Here is a 17,679-nt window from a genome sequence, read left to right on the forward strand (position 1 = left end):
GCAATGGAACTCGGAACGGTAAATGGAAGATTAGTAGAAGGGACGGCTTCTAATGGATTAAAATTTAGAGGTTACTTAAATAATGCTGGGGAAATAAGTAATTTTTACCCGATTTTAGATTAATTTGATAATGTTGATAAGGAGATAGTTAGATGGATAGACAATATGAAGTAATTGAAAATAAAGTGGAAATTGATGAGTTAAAGGAAACGTATTTTAATTTTATAAATGGTAAATACTTAAAAAAACACTAGAGCTATTTGCTAAAAAAGAAGGATATGGACAAGAAATAGTTTTTATCTTTTTCCAGTCTGACTTAGATGATTATGATATGGCTCAATTGCCTAAACAGTTAGATGATAAACATGTTTTATTAGAGTTAGGATATCCAGCAGTGAAAATTGAACAAATGGCATATTTAGATTTTGAAACTTTCTATAATTATTTAGAGAAAAATGTGAAAAAAGTAATGGTAACAGAGTCAGAGGATGAAGAATTACCTAATTTATTATTACAAGTAAAAAATAGTTTAAATTTATAGTTTCCGAAATATCTATTACTTGACAAAAGTTCTAGGGAAATTCACTAAAACAGTACCAACTTTGTATGAATACAGGGTTTGTATTGCTTTTTTTATTTTTAAAAAAAGGAAGAACAACGGTGACAAAAGAAAAACAAAGAAAAGTAAACGAACGTGATATTTTATTGGATTTAAAAACAATTATTATCCGATTAGAGTTCTGGTTTGATATTCTTCAATTTATTTACGAATATGCTGAAGTGAATGAAAAACAAGTGACACCACAAACACTATTAGAAATAACAACCCAATGGGGTCATTTGATTTAGAAAAAATGTCTCTTCACCATTGTTTGTGATTGGAAAAAATTCTGGTAATTAGTTAGCTAGATTGGAACTACTCAAAATCTTTCCACCAACTATTATTTACTAAATGCTGAAGAAGGAGTGGCTATGCAATCTGTTTATTGTAAGTTTTACCCGTACACTCCAAAAATACACGTGTCCTGAATCTTTGAGGATTTCTATAGCCATAAGCTCGTCGTTTAATATTCTTAATTTTATATCCATGTTCTTTTTTTCCGCATACATTTTAAACAATAAATAAACACCAAAAAAAACATTAGTTTAATCACATCAGAGCTTATTTCTTTTTCTTCTCATCTAAGTATTGTACGATTTAAATAAGTTTAAATGGAATATTTTACTGAGGTGATTAAAGTTGAAATTTAATATGGATGAGTTTGGTTTTAATTGTGAGCTGCCATACGGTTGCTTAAATGTATCTGGAGATGAGAAGCATGGTTTTCGCCCTGATCAGTTGCTTGTTTCTTCTATTGCAGTATGCAGTGGAGAAGTATTGCGCCGTGTTTTAAAAGGGATGCGTCTTGAAGTTGAAAATATTCAAATAGAAACGAGTACTGAGCACAATAAAGCTCAGGCAAATCGAATTGAAAAAATTTGTACTCATTTTATTTTAACAGGAGGAAACTTACCGAAAGAAAAAATTGAAAAGGCGCTTCAGCTAACAAAGAAAAACTGTCCGATGGCTCAATCGGTAATTGGGAGCATTGAATTGGTCCAAACGTTTGAAGTGGTGTAATTTAAAAAATGACTTTGTACCTTATATTGGTATAGAGTCATTTTTATGTTTATTGAACCTGAAAGCTTTATTTACAATGATACTTAAAAACGATAATTCGATGGATAATATTAATCAACTCCGAAAAAACTATAAAACAAATGTGATGAATTTTTACAATGAAAGGAGTTCATTATCTTGAAAAAATCACTTATCGCTCTTTTAAGTATTATTTTTATGCTCTCGTTCATATCGACACCTATGTCAGCGGAAAAAGCGGAAAAACAGAAAAAATCGGTTAAGTATGAAATCCCAAATTCAGTTATGAACATTGCAAAGGAAAACACATATCCCAATCCTACACAAGATTTGCCGCAGCTGCAGCCGAGTGAGTTTACCCAAGAACTACTTCATTCAACAAAAATTAAAATTGAAAACCCTGATTTAATTAAAATGTTAAATGAATCTAATGTTAATAGTACTCCATTTGCTCTTGGCTATAAGGCAACGATTTATTTAGGGCAATGGCCGTTAAATTATGAGTCAATTGAAACATCTCCTAATTGGGAGTACCAAAAGATTAATACAAACTATCAAGATAATCGCGGAGGAAATTCACCATTTCAAATACATTACGTTCAAGAGGTCCAAAAGGTCGTTAAAGGAGGACTTACAGCAAAAGTTCCTAATTCTGAAGATGTAAAAAAAATGATGCTACTAAAAGCAGCAGAGAAGACTGGTTTGCCTCTTTCGTTTGAGACAATTATTGGCGGAGGAACAAAAAAAGATCATATTTATAACATACCTGCCAACCGACTAGGTTATTTATACGCTTATGCTCCAGCAATTAATGAAAAGGGAAAAGTCACATATGGAGAAGTTTATCTTGTATTAAAGGGAAATAAAAGGATGGTTGTCGTTAAAAACGTCATTTCACAAGGAGTCGGTGCTTGGATTCCAGTGCAAGATCATATTTCATTTGCATTTGTTGCAACAGAGCAGCCGCGATAGAAAATGTCACGTATCACTTAAAAAACACTAAGTTCTTTAAAGAAATGTTGACGATTTTAGCCAAAGAATTAACTTACGGCAAGATGGGAGATGACTTGACTGAATAGATGTAATCATTATGTTATGAAGGGTTATAAGGTTGCTTAGGGAAATTAAAATACGAAAACCAAGCTGTCCAACTCCGAAACGCCGGACATCAGGAAGACGAAAGGTGGAAGTGTAAAAGCTCGCATTTCAAACCTTCACTAAGTCGTGAGTAGTTCACAAAGACCTTCCTAATCCTTTCATTGCCGTTCAAACAATTTTCTGATAGGATTATGTTTGAATGGAAGGAGACTATAACATGGGAAGTCCGATACAAGATAAAGATAGACAGCTTGACTATTTAAAACAACGCTTACAAATGTTTATGAACTTATTAGATGCGATCAATCCAGAGGAGACAAACCTTGAAGACATTGATCGTTTAATTACGATCATTGACGAGTTGGAAATGAAGTGTCGGGAATTTCAAAATCGAGAAGCATAGAGCCAAAATTCCTTCAGCTTAAAGATAAAGCCAAATGCCCAAGACTGATTGAAAAAGCTTGTCAGTCGACGCGGAAGCGAATAGAACAGGTGTTCATAAGATCGTTTGTCAACAGTTTGAAAGAGCCAAATCAAAGGCTCTTTTTCTTATTCTTTAAATAAAGTGGTCATAGGGGTATAATATATACGATGAAAAGGTTGTCATATTTCAAAAAACAACTCGGGGAGCAAAGGGAAAGGGGAATAAGAAGTGAATATTGAAAAGTTTCAAGAAAGTATGTACAAATTAATTGTTGAAACATCTACTAATCTTCCAAAGGATGTACGTCGTGCTGTTCAAGCTGCTAAAGTGCGTGAAAATGCTGGCACTCGTTCAGCAATGAGCTTAGATACGATTACAAATAATATTCAAATGGCTGATGAAAACGTTTCACCTATTTGTCAAGATACTGGGTTACCAACTTTTAAAATTAAAACTCCTGTTGGTGTAAATCAATTAGAAATAAAAGCTGCGATTCAACAAGCGATTGCTGAAGCAACGAAAGATGGAAAGCTTCGTCCGAACTCTGTCGATTCTTTAACAGGTGAAAATAGTGGAAACAACTTAGGCGGTGGCACACCTGTTATTAAATTTGAACAGTGGGAAAAAGATTACATCGACGTTCGTCTTATTTTAAAAGGCGGTGGCTGTGAAAATAAAAATATTCAATATAGTTTACCTTGTGAGCTTGAAGGCTTAGGAAGAGCCGGCCGTGATTTAGATGGCATCCGGAAATGTATTTTACATTCAGTATATCAAGCTCAAGGACAAGGTTGCAGTGCTGGCTTTATCGGGGTAGGAATCGGAGGCGATCGTTCTTCAGGCTATGATTTAGCGAAAGAACAGCTTTTCCGTTCAAACGATGATGTGAATCCAAATGAAGACTTACGCAAACTTGAAGAGTATATTATGGAAAATGCAAATAAGCTTGGTATCGGCACAATGGGATTTGGTGGAGAAACTACTTTACTCGGATGTAAAATTGGTGTGATGAATAGAATTCCAGCGAGCTTTTTCGTTTCAGTAGCATATAATTGCTGGGCATTTAGACGTCTAGGAGTGGAAGTGAATCCTGAAACAGGTGCGATTAATAAATGGCTATATCAAGATGGTGAAAAAATTGATTTTGCCGCTAAGGAATCTGAAAGTGAAGTGGCAGCTACTTCTGAAAATCGTATCGTAACATTAGAAGCACCTGTTACGGAAGAACAAATCCGCGAATTAAAAGTCGGTGACGTTGTTCAGATTAATGGCATGATGTATACAGGTCGTGATGCAATCCATAAATATTTAACAGATCATGATTCTCCTGTAGATTTAAATGGTCAAATTATTTATCATTGCGGTCCAGTCATGTTAAAAGACGAAGATGGAAAATGGCATGTGAAAGCGGCAGGTCCAACTACAAGTATTCGTGAAGAGCCTTACCAAGGTGATATTATGAAGAAATTCGGTATTCGTGCAGTTATTGGTAAAGGTGGAATGGGACCGAAAACACTTGCAGCTCTAAAAGAACATGGCGGTGTCTACTTAAATGCAATTGGTGGAGCTGCCCAATACTATGCTGATTGTATTAAATCAGTTGAAGGTGTAGATTTAACCGAATTCGGTATTCCAGAAGCGATGTGGCACTTAAAAGTAGAAGGCTTTACTGCCGTAGTAACAATGGACTCTCACGGTAACAGCCTGCATGAAGATGTGGATAAATCATCATTAGAAAAATTAGCTCAATTTAAAGAGCCAGTTTTTAAATAAGCAACAATTTTAAGGGGGTAGATAAAAAAATCTATCCCCCTTATTTTTTGACTTACATCGTGTCCCGCAAATTTTTACAGAAAGAGAGAATGATTTTTTTTTGAAAAAATGACAGACAATAAGAAAAAATCATAAAAGGGGGGACAGTGATGAAGAAATATTTAATTGGGTTTATTTTTGTATGTTTATTTTTATTTGGCTTTAATACAGCTTTTAGTATGTCTAATAAGGCGATTCATTGGGGATTCAAGAAAGCAGAGAATGAACAGCCTGCCGAGGCAGGGAAGGTGTTAGATGATCTTCTTGAAAAATATGGAGCCTTCTACAAAGGGGACTCCAGCAAAAAAGAGATTTATTTAACCTTTGATAATGGTTATGAAAATGGTTATACTGAAAAATTTTTAAATGTATTAAAGAAAGAAAAAGTACCAGCAACTTTTTTTGTAACGGGTCATTATTTACGGACTGCACCGGAATTAGTGAAACGAATGAAAAAAGAAGGCCATATCATCGGCAATCATTCTTGGCATCATCCTGATTTAACGACAGTGTCAAACGAGCGTTTACGACAAGAATTAGAAAAAGTGAGAGCGGAAACTGAACGGCTGACGGGAGAACGAACAATGGTTTATTTACGTCCGCCGCGAGGGATTTTTAGCGAAAGAACATTGGCACTTACTAAAGAAGAAGGATATACTCACGTATTATGGTCATTAGCTTTTATAGACTGGCATGTTGATCAGCAAAAAGGGTGGAAATATTCATATGATCAAATAATGAAACAAATTCATCCTGGAGCAGTTCTTCTGCTTCATACAGTTTCAAAGGATAATGCCGATGCGCTCGAAAAGGCGATTCAAGATTTAAAAAAGAAAGGCTACACGTTCAAAAGCTTGGATGATTTAGTGATGGGAAAAGCAATGCATAAAAACATACTGCGATAAAGTAAATCTTTCATTAGCTTATTTTACGGTGCTAGGTGACTAAAATGCTCACTATTTGCTTTCGCCGCAATCAAGTCAAAAATTTATTTTGTTATCTATATCTGTGAGCCAAATTTGGCTCCTTTTTCTATTTCCCCCATGTTATAATACAACAAAATAGTAAAGGCGGAATGCATGTGTGGGAGGAAAAAATTCGAATAAGCGGTCCATACGATTTTAATCAAGTGTTAAGGCGCCTGTCTATTGATCCGCTTCATTCTATTGATCATACTAAGCGAATAATAAAGGTACCGATTTATGTTCATCATAAGCCGATGGTTGTTACTGTTCAAGGAATAGGAACGATTGACAAACCGATTTTTCTTTTACAAGGAGAGGAAGAAGAAGAAAAAGAAGCAGCAATAGAGCGTGTTTGTGAAATTTTCCATTTTAAGACATCAATAACAGCGATTCATGAACACTTTCAGGGGACTGATTTGCAACATATATTTGTTGAGCATTACGGGACACCACTTGTACTAGATTTTGATCCGTACAGTTGTTTACTAAAATGTATTATACATCAGCAATTGAACATGACGTTTGCACATACTCTATCAGAGCGGTTTGTTAAAACTTTTGGCACAGAAATTCACGGCGCATGGTTTTATCCACAACCAGCGCAATTAGCTCATTTGCAAGTTGAACAGTTGCGTGAATTACAATTTAGCGGGCGAAAAGCTGAATATGTTCTCGGGATTGCAAAAAAGACAGCAAGTGGAGAGCTTGATTTTAATCGCTTAAAAACAATGTCAGATGAAGCTGTTTTTAATGAACTCATTAAAATTAGAGGCGTTGGGCCATGGACAATTGAAAACTTTTTAATGTTTGGTCTTGGCCGCCCGAATCTATTCCCAAAAGCGGATATCGGAATTCAAAATGCTTTAAGGAAACAATACAACCTGGATCGAAAGCCCACTTATGAAGAAATGGAACAATACAGCAAAGAGTGGGAGCCATATTTAAGCTATGCCTCTCTTTATTTATGGAGAAGTATCGAATAAGGAATGAACCTCCTTCAAAATTTAAAAATATTGATCATCGGTTCGAAATTAAGTTTTACGCTCTACGGAATCGAATATTCTGTGGAGCGTATTATTTTTGATTTTACAGTTAACCTCACAATATAAATGTTGTACATAGAAGACGAATACTATTGATCGCCTGTATACTTTGCTTCATTTCGTGCTATTCAGTCCGATTGACAAGCGTTTTCAACCAGCTCAAAATTATTTGAATTTAAGGAATTATTGCATAGGAGTTCCCTATGAAAATTGACATAGGGATTTTAAGCAAAACGGATGAACTTATTTACGACAAGGCTTAGAACCCCGTAATTTTTTCTATTTTAAACAAATATTATTTAGGAAAAGGAGGTGAACAAAAATTTTACCGAGAAAAATGATTACGGCATCTGTTTCTGGTTCTTTATTTGCAGTTTTGTTAGCATTATTCCTGCCAAATCCTTATGCAGGAAAGTTATTTTGTGAATGTTGACACAGTGCCTGTAATCTATATGCTGTACAGTTTTCCAGTCATTTTGATCTACGGGGTTATTACTTCAAGTACTAGCGATATAGTGAGTGAATTTATTTCAACAAAAATAAAAATTAAAAAACTTGAGATCATTATTTCTGGCGTTTTACATGTTGTTTTAGTCTGATCATTCCAGTTGTTGGTTTAATTGCAGCTATCATGTTTTTTATCACTGACAGAGTTTTGCAAAAAAGAATCATAAGTATAAGTGATCGCAAGCTATTTTGAGTTTGGCTATTCCATTAACGCTCTGGCTATGTTTTTGTGGAATTAGTTGGCTATGTTTTATTTTTATAGATTTTTGATATTTAAGGGGATTTTTTCAAAGTAATTAAAACACTTATCAGTCGAGATGGAAGCGAATGATGAGTTTACAAAAAAGTGTAAGCAACGAAAAATGCGAGCGTTTGACAACAATCTGGGAAACCTTTATTATTTAATTTTTCCCACCATTGTTACCTTACTTTCAAAGTTAAAAGGAAAGGAAAAAAGTGAAATGTTTTCTGTGTTACTAGAATTTCCAGAATTTAAAGTAGTTACACGTGAGATTTTTGATATGCATTATTTTGTTCATGTAAAGAAAAAAGAAAGAATAGAGCGCTGCATCTATTTCATTTGATATCATCCTGCATTAACAGATCAACTTGCTAAGGTATTTTATCTTTGGAATGGCACGAATATGACGAAGCAAATCTTTGATTATCTTTTTAACATAGAAAGTGGTCTTATTCTTCTTGTTTTTTTGTTTCTTTTTTTATAGCAATCAGAATGGACAGAGATGTGGTAGCGTGCCAAGCAATTGGATTACAAGCCGATTGTTCATGTGGCGAGGGTCAAATCGAAAGCGGAATCTTCTAATCTCGTGGAAGTTGAACAAGGATTGTGGAAAACGATCTTGGAGCAAAATGCGGTTTTTGAAGTATCTAAGTATCCGGTGAAAGATACGGACGTGATTCGAGAGAATGAGGTCACGCTGGAAAATATTCAGACAGTCAAAGATTTGAACAAGGTGCTGGCTTATAAACGGCTCATTTCCTACGGCTGGTATCTTGAAGGAAATTCATAAGGAGTTGCAACTGGGCGACGCCGAGGACGGTGATCTGATTCATATTGATGAAGATTCGGACGAGGTGGCAAATGGGGCTCTTGATGTGCTGGCGTATTGGCATCTAGGATTGAATCACTATGTGATCAAGCAAGGCTGATGTTCAGCAATCGGACCCTATAGTTAAATTGATGAGTAACGATTGAGGTGTTTATCATTCTGGTTAAGAATAAAAGTAAATTTAAAGAATATTTGAAATCAAAATGGACAGTGAATACTATTTTATTTATTCTTAGCGCTGTCGTTGGAACCTTTTTATACGTGGGATTTTTCATGGATATTCTACCGAGATTCTTCGCTAATATGGAAAATATCGAAAAAAATATATTAGCTCTTACTATCGTCATTCTCACGGTTTATACATTGCTAAAAATTGTATTAAACAGAGATACTGGAATAGACCGATACTTACTTTTATCGCTTTATATAATTGTTTTATCGTTAGGTTTACTAAGACCCGATCAGCAACATTTTGGAGAAACAGGGTTATATAATTGGAATCCCATTGGATTTTTGTCTGATATAAAAGGTGATACTGGGTCGCTGATTGTTATGGTTATTAATCTCATTATTTTAATGCCAATGTATTTTTTATTGACGTATACGAACGTATTCAAGACTTTTATAACGAGATTAATCGCTTTTGAAGTATTTGCGTTTTTGATTGAGTTCTTACAAGCACAGCTAAATGTTGGAGTATTTGATTTAGCTGATATATTTTTATACAATATTGGTTTTTTTGTTGGCTATTTTATTTCATTACCGTTTTTAAAACTCTTAAACAGGCGGTCTTTAAAGTATCATTTATGACGTTAACGGGTGTAGTTGTGGCAGAACGAGAAGAGTAGCATGTGCTGCTCTTCTTTTCTTTTTTATTCGGCCAACGGTGAAACGTGGTGCACAAGAAAAGGCGTTGATAAACTGATTGGACCCGAACCCTCTTGGCATTGAAACAAACCCAAGTTTGAACAAAATATGTGTTTTTCTTGTACAGAAAGTATGAAAAAAGAAAAACTAACAAAATAAAAACCTTATACCGTTATTTTCCCCCATATACAAAAAATAACCTCCTGTTAATGAAAATATCCTCACTTTAATACCATTCTTTTACTTTGTATAAACAAAAAACCGCAAAAAGAAGCAAAATTTTTGAAAAATTCAAACAAACATTGTCATTGTGGAAATATTTAATATTTAGATATGATGGTAATGACAAAAGTGGCATGAATAAAATAGTTAAATTGTTTGTAAAAAAATGGAGGTTGATTGCTTATGATGAATGGAAAAGAATATATTAATAGTTTGCGAGACGGTCGCGTTGTTTACTTAAATGGTGAGAAAATTGATGATGTAACTACGCATCCAGCATACAGAAATTCTGCACGTTCGATTGCACGTATGTATGATGCGCTGCATGATGATGAGATGGGAAAAGTGTTGACGATGACGACAGAAGAAGGCGTAAAAACACATAAATTTTTCCATGCTTCAAAAACTGCTGAGCAATTACTAGAGGCGAGAGATGCAATTGCTCAATGGTCACGGCTAAGCTATGGTTTTATGGGACGTACGCCAGATTATAAAGCAGCATTTATTGCGCAACTTGAACCGTTCGCTGAGTATTATAAAGGTTTTGAAGATAATGCGAGAAATTGGTATAAAAAGGCGACGAAAGAAATTCCGTTTTGTAACCATACAATTATTAATCCGCAGCTTGATCGTTCGAAGCCTCTTCATGAAAATAAAGAAGTATTTGTTAGAGCTGTAGAGGAAAGAGATGATGGGATTATTGTAAGCGGTGCCAAAATGGTAGGGACAGCTGCTGCATTAACACACTATAACTTTGTATCAAATTATTCGCCAACAGATTTAGGTGAAGGCGATCAAAGTCATGCATTAATATTTTTCGTACCGATGAATGCGCCTGGAGTAAAGATGATTAGTCGTCAATCATTTGAAGAAGCTTCCTCAATTGCCGGCTCACCATTTAATTATCCACTATCAAGTCGTTTTGATGAAAATGATGCAGTTATCGTTTTAGACAATGTTTTTATCCCTTGGGAAAACGTTTTAACATATAAAAATGTTGATATTACAAATAACTTTTTTGTAGAGACTGGGTTTTTAAATCGCTTTACTTTCCATGGCTGTACACGTTTCGCTGTTAAACTTGACTTTATTTCTGGATTATTAATTGAGGCAACAAAAGCAGCCGGTTCTGATGTATTCCGTGGTGTTCAAGCACATATAGGTGAAATTATTGCTTGGAGAAATACGTTTTGGGCATTATCAGAAGCGATGGCATTGAATCCGCAAGACGGTCCTAATGGGGTTAAGATTCCGAATATTCAGTACGGTACGGCTTACCGTGTGCTGGCACCAATGGTATGGCCAAAAGTGAGAGAAACTTTCGAGAAGATTATTGCAGGCGGGTTAATTCAACTTCCATCAAGTTCATTAGACTTCCTAAATCCAGAAATCCGTCCATACCTTGACAAATATTATCGTGGTTCAGGCGGGGTAACAGCTGAAGAACGTGTGAAATTATATAAATTAGTTTGGGATGCAATTGGTTCAGAGTTTGCTGGACGCCATAGCTTATATGAAGTGAATTACGCAGGAAATCACGAAAACATTCGTTTAGAAGTATTAAAAATTGCTGATGCGACAGGTGAAACAGCAAAGTTCAAAACACTTGTTGATCAAGCATTAAGTGATTACAACTTAGAAGGTTGGGTGAATCCGACATGGGCTAATCCGAATTTAGTTACAAATTAACGATTTATCCAAAGAAAATAAAATAAGAAATGAAAAGAGGGATAAAGGATGAACGATCGTGATTTTCGCAATGCAATGGGGAAATTTGCAACCGGTGTAACAGTCGTAACAACAACAGATAATGGACAGGAGCACGGAATGACAGCAAATGCGTTTATGTCTGTTTCGTTAAATCCGAAGCTTGTCGTGATCTCAGTTGGAGAAAAAGCTAGAATGAATGATTTAATTCGTCAATCAGGCAAGTTTGCTGTAAATATTTTATCTTCGAAGCAGCAAGAAATTTCAATGCGATTTGCTGGACAGAAAAAAGCTGAAGAACCGTTTTTATTCGATACTCTTGCTGAATTACCGGTTATTCCAAATGCTCTTGCTCAAGTGGCATGCACTGTTGTGAATGCTTATGTTGAAGGTGATCATACGTTATATATCGGAAAAGTAACAGAACTGCAATTAAATGACGGAGATCCACTGCTATTCTTTGCTGGAAGCTATCGCGACATAGCAACCTCTCAAGAACAAACGATATCGTAAAGGATCGAGTTGTGTGAAAACTATATTTCTCCATCGGGAAAATGTGCAAATGATTGCGAAAGAAGCCGTGCCAACTGTGTTGGCAATAGGATTTTTTGATGGTGTCCATGTAGGACATCAGCAAGTGATTAAAACTGCAAAACAAATTGCAAAGAAAAAGAAAGTGAAGCTTGGGGTGATGACGTTTTCCCCTCATCCGACAGAAGTTTTATCAAGAGGGAAGAAAGCAGTGCAATATTTAACACCGCTCTCTGTAAAGGAAACGATTTTCACCTCTTTAGGAGTCGATATTCTCTATGTTGTTACGTTTGATGAAGTATTTTCAGCACTTGCACCTAAACAGTTTGTTGCTCAATATTTAATTGATTTACATGTTATCCACGTTGTTGCTGGATTCGATTTTACTTATGGGACAAAAGGCAAAGGGAATATGGGGACACTCTTTTACGACAGTGATGAAAAATTAAGCGTTACGACAGTAACAAAGGTCATCTACGATGGAAACAAAATTAGCTCAACATATATTCGGCAGTTATTAAATGAAGGAGCAGTTGATCAGTTGCCGGCCTATCTCGGTAGGCATTACGTTACAAAAGGTAATTGGCATAAAGCAAAGGTCATTATTTCACACCATTATACGTATACGTATCCGAAGCAAGGATATTATTATGTTGAACTATCTTCACAGCGCCGAACGATTGAAACAGTCGTTTCAGTTATAGATTCAAATAATGTAGCGGTCATAGATGAAAGGTTGCATCATTTTAACGAAGGGGAGCAAATTTCAATCCATTGGAAAGAACAAGTATCTTCTAACGAACGTAAATTATCAAATTTTTAAGTGACGTATAAAGGAGAGAATGATGGAATGTTTTTAGAAAAACTTTCTGTATCGAACCGATTAGCGACACAAATGGTCAATGAAGCGAAGAAAAAGGCGGAACAGTTAGGGATTCACGTAAATATTGCTGTTGTAGATTCAGGAGGGCATTTACTTGCTTTTGAACGGATGGACCATGCCCCGATCTTAAGTATTGAGATTGCACAAAACAAAGCTTATACTGCAGCGGCATTTGGCATTCCAACACATGAGTGGTATCCGTTAATTGAACATACCCCTCAATTAAAAGCTGGAATTGTTCATACGTCCCGACTCGTTATTTTTGGAGGCGGTTATCCAATTCAAATCGGGAATAAATTAGCTGGAGCAATCGGGGTAAGCGGAGGAACTGAAGAAGAAGACCAGCTTTGCTGTGAAGCGGCATTAAGGTTAATTGAAAATTCGGTATATACTTCTAAGGAGGGATAAGCGATGGGGGATATTTTACGGATCGGCCGTTTAGAGCTTCGTGTATTAGATTTAGAAAAATCAGTTGATTATTATACGAATGTCATTGGATTGGAAGTGACTGGGCGAGAAGGAGACCGTGTTTATTTAAAAGCATGGGATGAGTATGACCATCATAGTATTATTTTACAAAAATCTGATCAAGCCGGTATGGATCATATGGGGTTTAAAGTAAAAGACATTTATGCTCTTGAAAAATTAGAAAAAAAGATCGAACAATTTGGATGTACATTAACTAGATCGTCAGAAAATACGCGGCTTGCTGAAGGTGAAGCGATTCGCTTTAAATTTCCTACAGGACATTATATGGAGTTGTACACTGACATTAAGCAAGTAGGCACACGTGTAGGTGTAATCAATCCTCATCCATGGCCTGATGGATTAAAGGGAATTGCCCCGCATCGTCTCGATCATTGTCTACTTACAGGTGATGATCTTGAAACAGCGACTCGATTCTATAAAGAAGTACTTGGATTCCACCAAACAGAAAGAATAACGACGGTTGACGGAGAAGTAACAATCGGAAGTTTTCTTTCATGTACAAATAAAGCACATGATTTAGCTTTTGTAAAAGGACCAGATGCAAAGTTCCATCATGCAGGTTTTTATGTTGATAATTGGTATGAAGTGTTAAAAGCGGCTGACATTTTAACGAAACATGATGTGCAAGTTGAGGTTACACCGACACGACATGGAATTACACGCGGTCAAACGACATATTTCTATGATCCGAGTGGTAACCGAAATGAAGCATTTGCAAGCGGATATATTTCTTATGCAGATTTTCCAACGATTACTTGGACAGAGGATAAAATTGCAACAGGTATTTTTTATCATCGAAGAGAGATGGTTGAAACTTTCTCAACGTCTTTAACATAACTTTATTTCTTAATTTGAAACAGAAAATTTGGCAGTGTAATGAGTGTACTCATCACACTGTTCTTATTATGAAGGCAAGGAAGGGGAACATAATGAATCATGCTGAAATCGCAAAGCGACTGTTAGAAGCAGAACGAACAAAACAAGCAATCGAACCGCTGACAACAACGTTTCCAGAAATAACAGTTGATGATGCATATCGCATTCAAATTGAACAAATAGATTATCGAGTTACAGAAGGAGCGCGAATCGTCGGAAAAAAAATTGGCCTAACGAGTGACGTCATGCAGCGGATGTTTAATGTAACAACACCTGATTACGGTCATTTGTTAGACGATATGATGTGTGTCGAGGGAGAGCCAATTAATACAACAAACTTTTTATCCCCAAAGCTGGAATGTGAAATTGCATTTGTATTAAAAGAAGATTTACAAGGGCCGGGAGTTACGGAGGATGATGTTGTTAAGGCGACAGATTATGTTGTTCCAGCTTTTGAGGTCATTGATAGTAGAATACGTGATTGGAAGATTCGTTTTGAAGATACAGTGTCTGATAATGGTTCTTCTGCACGTGCGATTCTAGGAGGAAAACCGACAAGTTTAACCGGACTCGATTTACATCATATTGGCATGGTATTCACAAAAAATGGGGAAATCATTGATACAGCCGCAGGGGCTGCTGTAATGGGAAATCCACTTCGAGCAGTAGCGTGGCTTGCCAATGCACTTGGGGAGTATGGCATTGCACTCAAAAAAGGCGAAGTGATCCTGTCAGGAGCGTTGACTGGAGCAGTTCCTGTCCAAACAGGTGAAATTTATACAGCTGAGTTTGCGCATATCGGATCAGTAACTGTTCAATTTTCAGAGGGGGATCATTAAGATGAGCAAAAAAGTAAAGGTGGGAATTATCGGTTCGGGAAACATTGGAACAGATCTAATGTACAAAATTGAGCGGAGCGATGTGCTTGAATTAGGTGTCATGATTGGAATTGATCCACAATCAGAAGGATTAAAGCGGGCTAAAGAACGCGGCTACAATGTAATTGACAATGGGATAGATGGATTTATAAGCAATCCAGATTTAGCAGACATTTTATTCGATGCTACAACAGCCAACGCACACAAGCACCATCATGAGCTGCTAATGGAACTAGGTAAAAAGGTGATCGATTTAACACCAGCAGCGATCGGACCGTTCGTCGTTCCTGCTGCTAATTTAACAGAACATCTAGATGCTTCAAATGTCAATATGATTACTTGTGGCGGTCAAGCAACGATTCCGATTGTATATGCAATCAATCAAGTCGTTCCGGTTGAATATGGAGAGATTGTCGCAACAGTCTCAAGTAAAAGTGCAGGTCCTGGAACAAGAGCAAATATTGATGAGTTCACAAAAACAACAGCAAAAGGAATTGAAGTCATCGGCGGAGCTAAAAAAGGAAAAGCGATTATTATTTTAAATCCTGCTGAGCCTCCTATTATGATGAGAAATACAGTTCATGTTCTCGTAACAGAAGCAGGGAAAGAAGAAGAAATCATCAATTCGGTGAAAAAAATTGTTGCTAACGTTCAAACATACGTACCCGGTTATCGTCTGCGAACAGAGCCGATGTTCGATGGTAAAAAAGTAACCGTCTTTCTTGAAGTTGAGGGAGCTGGAGATTACTTCCCGCCTTATTCAGGGAATTTGGATATCATGACGGCAGCAGCGACAAAGGTCGGAGAAGAATTAGCGTACAGACATAAGGGGGCAAAATAATGACGGCAAAACGAGATATTCATTTGCTTGATGTGACATTACGCGATGGCAGTCATTCAATGCGGCATGCGTTTACAGAAGAACAAGTTCGAGCCGTTGCCAAAGGACTTGATCAAGCAGGGGTTGAATACTTTGAGGTGTCACATGGCGACATGGCGACGGATTAGCAGGTTCTTCACTGCAATACGGCTTATCGCTTGTCGATGAGCTGAAATTAATTGAGGCAGCAAAGGAAGAAAGTAAACAAGCAAAAATTTCAGTATTATTACTCCCAGGAATTGGTGTTAAAGAGGATTTGCAGGCGGCAATGAAGGCTGGGGCAGACATGGTTCGAGTAGCTACTCATATTACAGAAGCAGATGTTGCGAAGCAACATATTGAGTTTGCTCGTGAACAAGGATTAAAAACTGTTGGCTTCTTAATGATGGCTCATATGGCTCCTGTTGAAAAATTAGTAGAGCAAGCAAAGTTATTTGAATCATATGGTGCTGAAATTGTTTATGTAACTGATTCGGCTGGTGCGCTATTGCCGCATGAAGTAACGGAACGAGTTCATGCACTGAAAAATTCGCTTGATTGTGAGATTGGTTTCCATGGCCACAATAATTTATCTTTAGCAATGGCAAATACGATGGCTGCTGTAGACGCAGGAGCGACATATGTAGATGGCAGTTTGCGCTGTTTAGGTGCGGGAAGCGGAAATACACAGACAGAAGTGATGGTTGCTGTATTTGATCGACTCGGAATAAAGACAGGGGTTGAGCTTTATCCTGTGATGGATGTCGCAAACGAGACTGTCGCAAAATTCATGCCTCGACCGCAAGAAATTACAGGATCAAGCTTAATTATGGGCTACTCTGGTGTTTATTCGAGCTTTTTACTATTTACTCAAGAAGCAGCAAAAAAATTTAATGTTGATGAACGTGATATTTTAGTAGAACTTGGCCGTATGAAAGCAGTTGGCGGTCAAGAAGATTTAATCTTTCAGGTTGCTAGTGAGATTTCAAAAAAACAAAACCGTTAAAAAAGGAGTATGTAGCTGTGACAGAAAAGATGAAGGAAACGATCGCCGCTGAATTATTTAAAGCTGAGCGGGACATTGAAGAAGTGGATAAGTTTACCGATAAATATCCACAACTTACAACAGACATTGCTTACGATATTCAAGAACTGCTAGTTAAAAAGAAAATAACAGCAGAAAAGACAAGCATTAGTGGTTGGAAATTAGGACTGACGAGTAAAGCAAAACAGAAAATGATGGGTGTTCATGAACCGACGTATGGCGTACTTTTAAAAAGTATGCAAATTTCGGAGGATGAAGCGATTTCGTTAAAACCATTTATTCATCCAAAGATCGAGCCAGAAATTGCATTTGTGTTTGATAAAGAATTAAAAGGACCTGTCTCTGTTCCAGAAGTGTTGGCTGCGACTCGTTATGTTGCACCAGCTCTTGAGATTATTGACAGCCGTTATCGCAACTTCTCTTTTACGTTAACGGATGTAATTGCCGACAATTCATCTTCAAGCCGCTATATCATCGGAAAGCAAACGTTTAAGCCAGAATTAGTAGACTTTACACTAATGGGCATGGTGTTTAAAAAGAATGGAGAAGTCGTGGCAACGAGCACAGCAGCAAGTGTGATGGGACATCCAGCTCGTGCAATAGCATGGATGGTGAATAAATTGACAGCGCGAGGACAATCCATTTTACCAGGTCAAGTGGTGCTGAGCGGTGCGCTGAGTGGTGCAATGATGATGGAAGCAGGAGATGAAGTGTCTGTAGGTTTTGATGGGATCGGTCATCTTGAAGTGACGATTACAACATAA

The 17,679-nt window shown here is 36.8% G+C and carries 20 protein-coding genes and 2 pseudogenes; 21 read left to right on the forward strand and 1 reads right to left on the reverse strand.

All coding sequences use genetic code 11. From position 1 onward, the window contains the following. Positions 1 to 3: 3 nt before the first annotated feature. From K6959_RS18705 to K6959_RS02215, 3 genes are all read left to right on the forward strand, one after another. A complete protein-coding gene (locus K6959_RS18705) occupies positions 4 to 123 on the forward strand; it encodes a CdiA family toxin C-terminal domain-containing protein (RefSeq protein WP_246234782.1) in 120 nt (39 codons plus the stop codon). 208 nt (positions 124 to 331) lie between these two features. Next, positions 332 to 541, forward strand: coding sequence for a hypothetical protein (locus tag K6959_RS18710; RefSeq protein WP_246234779.1), 210 nt, complete (start codon positions 332 to 334; stop codon positions 539 to 541). Positions 542 to 660: 119 nt separating this feature from the next. Beyond that, positions 661 to 849, forward strand: a complete 189-nt coding sequence (locus K6959_RS02215; RefSeq protein ID WP_163242677.1) for a hypothetical protein — start codon at positions 661 to 663, stop codon at positions 847 to 849. 121 nt (positions 850 to 970) lie between these two features. On the opposite strand, the pseudogene K6959_RS19770 reads toward K6959_RS02215, so the two are convergent. Continuing rightward, positions 971 to 1,084 (reverse strand): annotated as a pseudogene (locus K6959_RS19770) (transposase); the annotation flags it as partial. Between the two features lie 156 nt (positions 1,085 to 1,240). On the opposite strand from K6959_RS19770, the gene K6959_RS02225 reads away from it, so the two are divergent. From K6959_RS02225 to K6959_RS02310, 18 genes and pseudogenes are all read left to right on the forward strand, one after another. Beyond that, positions 1,241 to 1,621 (forward strand): OsmC family protein, encoded by a 381-nt coding sequence (locus K6959_RS02225; RefSeq protein WP_163242676.1) that lies wholly within the window; start codon positions 1,241 to 1,243, stop codon positions 1,619 to 1,621. A gap of 177 nt (positions 1,622 to 1,798) precedes the next feature. Next, positions 1,799 to 2,611, forward strand: coding sequence for a YfkD famly protein (locus K6959_RS02230; RefSeq protein ID WP_163242675.1), 813 nt, complete (start codon positions 1,799 to 1,801; stop codon positions 2,609 to 2,611). A gap of 343 nt (positions 2,612 to 2,954) precedes the next feature. Next, positions 2,955 to 3,140 carry an SE1561 family protein gene (locus K6959_RS02235; protein WP_163242674.1) on the forward strand — a complete coding sequence of 62 codons (186 nt, stop codon included), beginning with the start codon at positions 2,955 to 2,957 and terminating at the stop codon, positions 3,138 to 3,140. A gap of 249 nt (positions 3,141 to 3,389) precedes the next feature. Continuing rightward, entirely contained in the window at positions 3,390 to 4,934 is a 1,545-nt protein-coding gene (locus tag K6959_RS02240; protein ID WP_163242673.1) for a fumarate hydratase, read from the forward strand. Positions 4,935 to 5,083: 149 nt separating this feature from the next. Beyond that, complete coding sequence (pdaA, locus tag K6959_RS02245) at positions 5,084 to 5,878, forward strand: delta-lactam-biosynthetic de-N-acetylase (protein ID WP_223087521.1); 795 nt, start codon at positions 5,084 to 5,086, stop codon at positions 5,876 to 5,878. 176 nt (positions 5,879 to 6,054) lie between these two features. Next, a complete protein-coding gene (locus tag K6959_RS02250) occupies positions 6,055 to 6,921 on the forward strand; it encodes a DNA-3-methyladenine glycosylase family protein (RefSeq protein ID WP_223087522.1) in 867 nt (288 codons plus the stop codon). Positions 6,922 to 7,403: 482 nt separating this feature from the next. After that, complete coding sequence (locus tag K6959_RS18715) at positions 7,404 to 7,580, forward strand: hypothetical protein (protein WP_246234776.1); 177 nt, start codon at positions 7,404 to 7,406, stop codon at positions 7,578 to 7,580. 672 nt (positions 7,581 to 8,252) lie between these two features. After that, positions 8,253 to 8,519, forward strand: a complete 267-nt coding sequence (locus tag K6959_RS02260) for a protein rep (RefSeq protein ID WP_163242670.1) — start codon at positions 8,253 to 8,255, stop codon at positions 8,517 to 8,519. A gap of 312 nt (positions 8,520 to 8,831) precedes the next feature. Continuing rightward, on the forward strand, positions 8,832 to 9,368 hold the full coding sequence (locus K6959_RS02265) for a VanZ family protein (RefSeq protein ID WP_246234773.1): 537 nt from the start codon (positions 8,832 to 8,834) through the stop codon (positions 9,366 to 9,368). 462 nt (positions 9,369 to 9,830) lie between these two features. Continuing rightward, the gene (locus K6959_RS02270) at positions 9,831 to 11,336 is read left to right on the forward strand and encodes a 4-hydroxyphenylacetate 3-hydroxylase family protein (RefSeq protein WP_163242669.1); all 1,506 of its coding nucleotides are present in this window, start codon (positions 9,831 to 9,833) and stop codon (positions 11,334 to 11,336) included. Between the two features lie 48 nt (positions 11,337 to 11,384). After that, entirely contained in the window at positions 11,385 to 11,867 is a 483-nt protein-coding gene (locus K6959_RS02275) for a flavin reductase family protein (RefSeq protein WP_163242668.1), read from the forward strand. Between the two features lie 13 nt (positions 11,868 to 11,880). Continuing rightward, entirely contained in the window at positions 11,881 to 12,708 is an 828-nt protein-coding gene (locus K6959_RS02280; protein WP_223087524.1) for an FAD synthetase family protein, read from the forward strand. Positions 12,709 to 12,735: 27 nt separating this feature from the next. After that, positions 12,736 to 13,176 carry a GlcG/HbpS family heme-binding protein gene (locus tag K6959_RS02285; protein ID WP_163242666.1) on the forward strand — a complete coding sequence of 147 codons (441 nt, stop codon included), beginning with the start codon at positions 12,736 to 12,738 and terminating at the stop codon, positions 13,174 to 13,176. 3 nt (positions 13,177 to 13,179) lie between these two features. Continuing rightward, the gene (locus K6959_RS02290; protein WP_223087525.1) at positions 13,180 to 14,094 is read left to right on the forward strand and encodes a catechol 2,3-dioxygenase; all 915 of its coding nucleotides are present in this window, start codon (positions 13,180 to 13,182) and stop codon (positions 14,092 to 14,094) included. A 92-nt stretch (positions 14,095 to 14,186) separates the two neighbouring features. Next, complete coding sequence (locus K6959_RS02295; protein WP_163242664.1) at positions 14,187 to 14,972, forward strand: 2-keto-4-pentenoate hydratase; 786 nt, start codon at positions 14,187 to 14,189, stop codon at positions 14,970 to 14,972. Position 14,973: 1 nt separating this feature from the next. Then, entirely contained in the window at positions 14,974 to 15,852 is an 879-nt protein-coding gene (locus tag K6959_RS02300; RefSeq protein ID WP_163242663.1) for an acetaldehyde dehydrogenase (acetylating), read from the forward strand. Next, positions 15,852 to 16,876, forward strand: a pseudogene (dmpG, locus tag K6959_RS02305) (4-hydroxy-2-oxovalerate aldolase). Before K6959_RS02300 ends, dmpG begins: the two are co-directional and overlap by 1 nt. A gap of 29 nt (positions 16,877 to 16,905) precedes the next feature. Further along, positions 16,906 to 17,679 carry a 2-keto-4-pentenoate hydratase gene (locus K6959_RS02310; protein ID WP_163242686.1) on the forward strand — a complete coding sequence of 258 codons (774 nt, stop codon included), beginning with the start codon at positions 16,906 to 16,908 and terminating at the stop codon, positions 17,677 to 17,679.

Source organism: Bacillus aquiflavi (assembly GCF_019915265.1).
Taxonomy (GTDB): Bacteria; Bacillota; Bacilli; order Bacillales; family Cytobacillaceae; genus Bacillus_BT; species Bacillus_BT aquiflavi.

What these genes read in the sequence shown, in the direction of transcription:
- K6959_RS18710 (WP_246234779.1), top strand. Translation starts at nt 332, where the DNA reads ATGGCTCAATTGCCTAAACAGTTAGATGATAAACATGTTTTATTAGAG.
- K6959_RS02265 (WP_246234773.1), top strand. Translation starts at nt 8,832, where the DNA reads ATGGATATTCTACCGAGATTCTTCGCTAATATGGAAAATATCGAAAAA.
- K6959_RS02290 (WP_223087525.1), top strand. Translation starts at nt 13,180, where the DNA reads ATGGGGGATATTTTACGGATCGGCCGTTTAGAGCTTCGTGTATTAGAT.
- K6959_RS02295 (WP_163242664.1), top strand. Translation starts at nt 14,187, where the DNA reads ATGAATCATGCTGAAATCGCAAAGCGACTGTTAGAAGCAGAACGAACA.
- K6959_RS18705 (WP_246234782.1), top strand. Translation starts at nt 4, where the DNA reads ATGGAACTCGGAACGGTAAATGGAAGATTAGTAGAAGGGACGGCTTCT.
- K6959_RS02235 (WP_163242674.1), top strand. Translation starts at nt 2,955, where the DNA reads ATGGGAAGTCCGATACAAGATAAAGATAGACAGCTTGACTATTTAAAA.
- K6959_RS02275 (WP_163242668.1), top strand. Translation starts at nt 11,385, where the DNA reads ATGAACGATCGTGATTTTCGCAATGCAATGGGGAAATTTGCAACCGGT.
- pdaA (WP_223087521.1), top strand. Translation starts at nt 5,084, where the DNA reads ATGAAGAAATATTTAATTGGGTTTATTTTTGTATGTTTATTTTTATTT.
- K6959_RS02300 (WP_163242663.1), top strand. Translation starts at nt 14,974, where the DNA reads ATGAGCAAAAAAGTAAAGGTGGGAATTATCGGTTCGGGAAACATTGGA.
- K6959_RS02310 (WP_163242686.1), top strand. Translation starts at nt 16,906, where the DNA reads ATGAAGGAAACGATCGCCGCTGAATTATTTAAAGCTGAGCGGGACATT.
- K6959_RS02270 (WP_163242669.1), top strand. Translation starts at nt 9,831, where the DNA reads ATGATGAATGGAAAAGAATATATTAATAGTTTGCGAGACGGTCGCGTT.
- K6959_RS02285 (WP_163242666.1), top strand. Translation starts at nt 12,736, where the DNA reads ATGTTTTTAGAAAAACTTTCTGTATCGAACCGATTAGCGACACAAATG.